Origin of the sequence: Actinoplanes solisilvae, from assembly GCF_003999975.1 — a bacterium.
GTDB lineage: Bacteria > Actinomycetota > Actinomycetes > Mycobacteriales > Micromonosporaceae > Actinoplanes > Actinoplanes solisilvae.
On record NZ_RJAC01000017.1, the window covers coordinates 200,511 to 206,952 of the forward strand.

General features: G+C 65.9%; 8 protein-coding genes. 6 read left to right on the forward strand and 2 right to left on the reverse strand.

All coding sequences use genetic code 11. From position 1 onward, the window contains the following. Window positions 1–24 precede the first annotated feature (24 nt). The 3 genes from EER30_RS33135 to clpX all read left to right on the forward strand — a co-directional run bounded on the left by EER30_RS33135 (window position 25) and on the right by clpX (window position 2,831). Window positions 25–654 carry a ClpP family protease gene (locus EER30_RS33135; RefSeq protein WP_127504598.1) on the forward strand — a complete coding sequence of 210 codons (630 nt, stop codon included), beginning with the start codon at window positions 25–27 and terminating at the stop codon, window positions 652–654. Between the two features lie 11 nt (window positions 655–665). Continuing rightward, window positions 666–1,331: an ATP-dependent Clp protease proteolytic subunit gene (locus EER30_RS33140; protein ID WP_127504599.1), complete on the forward strand. Its 666-nt coding sequence runs from the start codon at window positions 666–668 to the stop codon at window positions 1,329–1,331. A 210-nt stretch (window positions 1,332–1,541) separates the two neighbouring features. After that, entirely contained in the window at window positions 1,542–2,831 is a 1,290-nt protein-coding gene (gene clpX, locus EER30_RS33145; RefSeq protein ID WP_127504600.1) for an ATP-dependent Clp protease ATP-binding subunit ClpX, read from the forward strand. Between the two features lie 159 nt (window positions 2,832–2,990). Here clpX and EER30_RS33150 read toward each other — a convergent pair whose 3' ends face one another. Then, entirely contained in the window at window positions 2,991–3,614 is a 624-nt protein-coding gene (locus tag EER30_RS33150) for a PadR family transcriptional regulator (RefSeq protein ID WP_127504601.1), read from the reverse strand. A 71-nt stretch (window positions 3,615–3,685) separates the two neighbouring features. Between EER30_RS33150 and EER30_RS33155 the strand changes: the two genes are divergently transcribed. The 3 genes from EER30_RS33155 (at window position 3,686) to EER30_RS33165 (ending at window position 5,462) form a co-directional block, all read left to right on the forward strand. Beyond that, window positions 3,686–4,063: a nuclear transport factor 2 family protein gene (locus EER30_RS33155; RefSeq protein WP_127504602.1), complete on the forward strand. Its 378-nt coding sequence runs from the start codon at window positions 3,686–3,688 to the stop codon at window positions 4,061–4,063. 76 nt (window positions 4,064–4,139) lie between these two features. After that, a complete protein-coding gene (locus EER30_RS33160) occupies window positions 4,140–4,604 on the forward strand; it encodes a DUF2867 domain-containing protein (RefSeq protein ID WP_127504603.1) in 465 nt (154 codons plus the stop codon). A gap of 60 nt (window positions 4,605–4,664) precedes the next feature. Next, window positions 4,665–5,462 (forward strand): carbon-nitrogen hydrolase family protein, encoded by a 798-nt coding sequence (locus EER30_RS33165; RefSeq protein WP_127504604.1) that lies wholly within the window; start codon window positions 4,665–4,667, stop codon window positions 5,460–5,462. Window positions 5,463–5,663: 201 nt separating this feature from the next. Here the strand turns inward: EER30_RS33165 and EER30_RS33170 are convergent, their stop codons facing one another. Further along, window positions 5,664–5,879 (reverse strand): hypothetical protein, encoded by a 216-nt coding sequence (locus tag EER30_RS33170; RefSeq protein ID WP_127504605.1) that lies wholly within the window; start codon window positions 5,877–5,879, stop codon window positions 5,664–5,666. Window positions 5,880–6,442: the final 563 nt, after the last annotated feature.

Sequence of the window (6,442 nt, forward strand, 5' to 3'; positions counted from 1 at the left end):
CACAGTCAGCTGTGAAGGGCTGCCATGACCGATCTTCATCTCGCCGCGAGCCCCTTGCTCCGCGGTGAAACCCTCAGTGGCAACCTCGACGACTCGGTCTTCAATCGGCTGCTGCGTGAGCGGATCATCTTCCTCGGCAGCGAGGTGACCGACGCGGTCGCCAACCGCATCTGCGCGCAGCTGCTGCTGCTTTCCGCCCAGGACCCCGAGCGCGACATCAACCTGTGGATCAACTCGCCCGGTGGCTCCGTCTACTCGGGCATGGCGATCTACGACACCATGCAGTTCATCGACAACGACGTGCAGACCGTGGCGATGGGCATGGCCGCGTCGATGGGGCAGTTGCTGCTCTGCGCGGGCGCCCCGGGCAAGCGTTTCTCGCTGCCCCACGCGCGGATCATGATGCACCAGCCTTCGGGCGGCATGGGCGGCACCGCCGCCGACATCGCCATCCAGGCTGAGCAGATGCTTTACACGAAGCGGATGTTCCAGGAGCGGGTCGCCTTCCACACCGGCCAGACCCAGGAGCAGATCGAGGCCGACTCCGACCGTGACCGTTGGTTCACGGCTCAGGAGGCCGTCGACTACGGCTTCATCGACAAGGTGATCACCGGGGCCACTCAGGTTCCCGAGGGCGCCGGAACGCTGAACTGAGGAGCTGAACCATGACTGACCTGACCTTGCCCTCTGGGTTCGCGCCGGTGCACAACCGTTACGTGCTGCCCTCCTTCGTCGAGCGTTCCTCGAACGGGATGATGAAGGAGACGAACCCCTACAACAAGATGTTCGAGGACCGGATCATCTTCCTCGGCGTCCAGGTGGACGACGCGTCGGCCAACGACGTGATGGCCCAGCTGCTGACGCTGGAGAGCTCCGACCCGGACCGCGACATCCTGATGTACATCAACTCGCCCGGCGGCTCCTTCACCGCCATGACGGCGATCTACGACACCATGCAGTACGTGCGCCCCGACATCTCGACGGTCTGCCTCGGGCAGGCGGCCAGCGCGGCTGCCGTCCTGCTGGCCGGCGGCACGGCGGGCAAGCGCATGGCTCTGCCCAACTCGCGGGTCCTGATCCACCAGCCGGCCACCGAGGGCGGCTACGGCCAGGGTTCCGACATCGAGATCCAGGCGCGCGAGATCCTGCGCATGCGCACCCAGATGGAGCAGATGATCTCGCGCCACACGGGCCGCACGACCGAGCAGGTCCGCAAGGACGTCGACCGCGACAAGATCATGACGGCCGACGAGGCCAAGGAGTACGGCATCGTCGATGTCGTTCTCGCCTCGCGGAAGAAGAGCCTGCAGTCGGTGGGCACGGGTAGCTGAGCGTAGAGTCAGGGGCCGGCCTGAGCGAGTTTGGGCGGACCGACCCCTGACACGCCCGTTTTGGGGGGTCGGAGAACCGCCCCTTTGCGGGTAACGTCGAGGATGCAGCCTCAGATACGCGCTTCGGCAGACGATGAGATGGCAACGAGGCAAATCGTCCTCGGATCAGGGGCCGGCGCGAGCCGGCCGATGAGCTCAAGGAGAACGTAGGTGGCACGGATCGGCGACGGCGGCGACCTACTCAAGTGCTCCTTCTGTGGGAAGTCCCAGAAGCAGGTTAAGAAGCTCATCGCGGGCCCCGGGGTCTATATCTGCGACGAGTGCATCGACCTCTGCAACGAAATCATCGAAGAGGAGCTGGCCGAGACCGGCGAGGTGAAGTGGGAAGAGCTTCCCAAGCCGATGGAGATCTGCCAGTTCCTCGATCAGTACGTGGTCGGCCAGGAACAGGCCAAGAAGGCGCTCTCGGTCGCCGTCTACAACCACTACAAGCGGATTCAGGCCGAGTCGAGCGGTGCTCCCGGTGGGGGCAGCGATGTCGAGGTGGCCAAGTCCAACATCATGCTCATCGGCCCCACCGGCTGCGGCAAGACCCACTTGGCGCAGACGCTGGCCCGCATGCTCAACGTGCCGTTCGCGATCGCTGACGCCACCGCTCTGACCGAGGCCGGCTATGTCGGCGAAGATGTCGAGAACATCCTGCTCAAACTGATCCAGGCCGCCGACTACGACGTCAAGCGTGCCGAGCAGGGCATCATCTACATCGACGAGGTCGACAAGATCGCCCGTAAGAGCGAAAACCCGTCGATCACGCGGGACGTCTCCGGTGAGGGCGTCCAGCAGGCCCTCCTCAAGATCCTTGAGGGCACGGTGGCCAATGTGCCGCCCCAGGGTGGTCGCAAGCACCCGCACCAGGAATTCATCCAGATCGACACCACCAACGTGCTGTTCATCGTCGGTGGCGCGTTCGCCGGGCTCGACCGCATCATCGAGTCGCGTGTCGGTCACGGCGGTGTCGGCTTCGGTGCCCACCTGCGCTCGATCTCCGAGCGCAACACCGACGACATCTTCAGCAAGGTCATGCCGGAAGACATGCTGAAGTTCGGGCTGATCCCCGAGTTCATCGGTCGTCTGCCGGTCATCACCACGGTCCGCAACCTCGACCGCGAAGCGCTGATCAAGATCCTGACCGAGCCGCGCAACGCGTACGTCAAGCAGTACCAGCGGCTTTTCGAACTGGACGGTGTCGAGCTCGAGTTCGACTTCGGCGCGCTCGAGGCCATCGCCGACCAGGCCATGCTCCGCGGCACGGGCGCTCGCGGCCTCCGCGCGATCATGGAAGAGGTCCTGCTCTCCGTGATGTACGAGGTGCCCAGCAACCCTGACGCGGCCCGCGTGGTAATCAACCGCGAGGTAGTCCTCGAAAACGTGAACCCGACGATCGTCCCGCGCGAGTTCGTGGGCCGTCGCCGCCGGGAACGCGAGGAAAAGTCCGCCTGATCCACCAGCTTTCTGCCGCCGCCGTCGCTCTGACGGCGGCGGCTTTTTTTGCCCGTACGAGGCTGTCGCGTCCACAACCGCACTGGCTGGCTGAACGCCGCTGCGGGCCGCGCCGTCGGGGTCCAGCCGATCACCCGGCTTCCGGCCCGGCCCCGCTGGTTACGCTTCCCGGCAGCGCGCGCCGGCGTCAGTGGTGTCACCCGCGGGGTCGCCAGCGTGCCCGTCGGCGTCATTGTTGTCACCCGCGAGGGTCGCCAGCACGGCCGTGGCCCAGTTGATGTTGGTCTGCTCGTACATGCGGCCGGCCATCAACGTCAGGTACGGCCCGACCTGCTTTCCGGCTTCCAGGAACTCGCGCTCGTCGAGCCCGCCCAGCAGCCGCTCGCGCAACTGGTCGTACCGTGCCAGTTTTTGCGTCGACCGAGCGAGGCGCGCCTCGGCCCCCGCGATGATCGCCGCCGGATCGGCCTCGTCGAGAGCCTGCATCTTGACCATGAATTCGTCCCGCAGAGCCGGGGGTTTGGCCGGTCGCCGGCTGAACGCGCGCAACTCCGCCCGCCCCGCCTCGGTCAGCGTGAACACCCGCTTGTTGGGCCGGCGACTCTGCTCGACGACACGCGCGTCGACCAGCCCGTCCGACTCCAGCCGTTCCAGATCGCGGTAGAGCTGCTGCGGCGTGGCCGTCCAGTAGTCCGCGACCGCCACGTCGAACCGCTTGGCCAACTCGTATCCCGAGGCCTCTCCGTGCGAGAGCGCCGCCAGCACGGCATGACGCAGCGACACCTGGACACCTCCTCGTCCGGCGACTAGCGTCAGACACACCTAATCAATTTGTTGAGTATAGGGGTCACGCAGTGCATCCGTTCCGAGCAGCGATCGAAGCCCGCGACGTGGACGCCGCCATCGCGCTGCTCCACGAGGACGTCGTCTTCCGCAGCCCCGTCGTCTTCACCCCCTATCGCGGCCGCTTCGCCGTGGCCCAGATCCTGCGCGCGGTCATCGAGGTCTTCGAGGACTTCCACTACACCCGCGAGATCGGCGCCGCGGACGCTCCCGATCACGCGCTCGTCTTCCGCGCCCGAGTCGGCGACAAGGAACTCGAGGGAGCCGACTTCCTCCACCAGGACGCCACCGGCCAGATCACCGAGTTCACGGTGATGATCCGCCCGCTGAAAGGCGTCCAGGCCCTCGCCGAGGCCATGAAGGCCCGCCTCACCCCACCCACGCCATGACCCCGCCCGCACGAGGCATTACGACCCCACGTGCAACCGGTCGACGCGTCGACCGTTCTCGAACAGGTCGATGACCGTGACTGACGTTCGCGAGATCGAGATGCCGGCGGAGCTCGAAGATCTCGCCGCCCTCACTCCCACGCACTACCGCGAGTCGCTCACGCTCACCGTCACCCGGGTCGAGCCTGCGGAGCATTGGGCGCGCCTGGTCCTCGAACGAGCTCCGCTGACCGCGCGAGTCCAGATGATCACGGTCTGGACCCTCCTCGGGATTCGCCTCGCCCCGCCGTGGTCAGCCGCTCAGGTCTTGGGCTGGCGCACCGTGCACAGCACCCCAGATGTCATCGTTCTCGAAGCTCGAGCTGCCGCGGGACTGACCGCGCGCCTCGTCTTTCATGCCACCGCCTCCACCCTCACCCAGGCCATGCTGGTTCGCTTCGATCGCCCGACCGGTCGTCGAATCTGGACCCGTCTGGCTCCCGGTCACCGTCGCTTCCTCAAACTCCTCCTGGCCCGGGCTGCGGACAACCTCCTTAGGTAGGGGGTCGGCCCGCTACTTCCGACCGTTGGTGCGCAGTGGCCGCGCTCGTAGGCTGCAGGCATGCGCGTTGCGGTGTGTCAGGTGAACTCGCGGGCCGATCGAGACCACAACCTCCAGGTCGCCCGTGGCCTGTTGGAGCGAGCAGCGTCCGTCGGCGCCGAGCTGGCCGTCCTGCCCGAATACGTCGACTATCTGGGGCCCGGAGACACCGCGCCCAAACCCGAGGGGGCAGATGGGGAGTTCGCCCAGTTCTTCGCGAGCGCCGCCCGAGAACTCGGCATCTGGGTGCACGCCGGCTCTTTCCACGAGACCGGCCCCGATTCACGCCGCACCTACAACACCTCCCTGGTCTTCGACCCGAGGGGCGAGCTCGCCGCCCGCTATCGCAAGATCCACCTGTACGACGTGGAGATCGCTGGTCGCGTCTCCTACCAGGAGTCCCGATCGGTGGCCCCGGGCGTCGAGACGGTGACGGCAGAGATCGCGGGAGTCCGTACGGGCTTGTCGATCTGTTACGACCTACGGTTCCCCGAGCTCTATCGGCGCCTCGCCATCGACGGTGGGGCTCGCGTGCTGGTCGTTCCCGCGGCTTTCATGCTGCACACCGGCCGTGACCACTGGGAGGTCCTGCTGCGGGCCCGAGCGATCGAGAACCAGTGCTACGTCATCGCCGCCGGTCAGATCGGCGACCACGACCCCGGTCGCACCTGCTTCGGCCGCAGCATGATCGTGGATCCCTGGGGGACTGTCCTGGCCCAGGCGCCCGACACCGTCGGCATCGTGACCGCCGACCTGGACCTCGCCCGCCTCGATCAGATCCGCTCGGAACTACCCAGCCTCGCCAACCGTCGCCTCTAACCGAGATCGTGTGGCGCTGCCGGTACACGTCGGTGGCCCGGTGGCGGGTTGGGGTTGGTTCAAACAGCGCCTCTGCGTCGGCCAAAGCCGTCAGATTGGGCTTTCAGCGAGGCGAGAGGGGCCCCTAGCTGGGATTTTGCCGGTTGCTGGTCCAACGGCCCGGTCGGGCGACGGTTTCTAGCCGACCAGGTGTCAGCGGCGTCACAGCAGTTGGTAGAGGTAACCGACGATGGCCAGTCCGATTACAGCGCCGCCACTCAGAAGCATGGCGCCGCCCATGCGGGAAGGGCCGCGCTCGAGCAGGCGGCGGATCGAGACAACGAGCGTGACCAGCACAAGCGTGCCGATCAGGAACTGGCCGAAGGGCATGATCATGTCGACGAGCACGTCGGCGGCGAGCGTCGGGGAAGCTCCCATGAACACACTCTTTCACGTCGTGCTGCTCATTCGGGCACTGTCGGTGCTCGACCGGGTGGGGGGCCGATTTGCATGATCGTCACCCGGTCGCGTAACTTTCTCTCTGCCCGAGGGAAACCCGGACGAACGGAGCGAAAGCGACGGTCGGACGGCGACTCCGAAGGGCAGGTCTTAAGCTTCACGAACGAGGCCGGGCGGAGCCGAGCAGGGCGACTTGCGAAAGCGAAACCGACCGGGTAAGTTAGTCAAGCCAGCGGGAACCGGGCAAGCAGATCACTAAGTGATCGTCGGCCGGTCCGCGAGGCCACTCCACGATCTACCCGCCGGAAAGCGGGTTCGAGTCGTGGGGCAAACTTGGGCGGTGCGAGCAAGATCCTAGATCTTGCGCTCGCGGAGCCGACCGGGTAAGTTTGAGCGGTTGCCCCGGAGCGGTAAGCCGGGAGCGGTTGTTCTTTGAGAACTCAACAGGGTGCTTGATAAGCCAGTGCCAATTAGTAATACCCCGGCCGGCTTGCCTCGTTTTGCGGGGTCAAGTTTGGTGGGAGATTCCTTTGGCAACATTT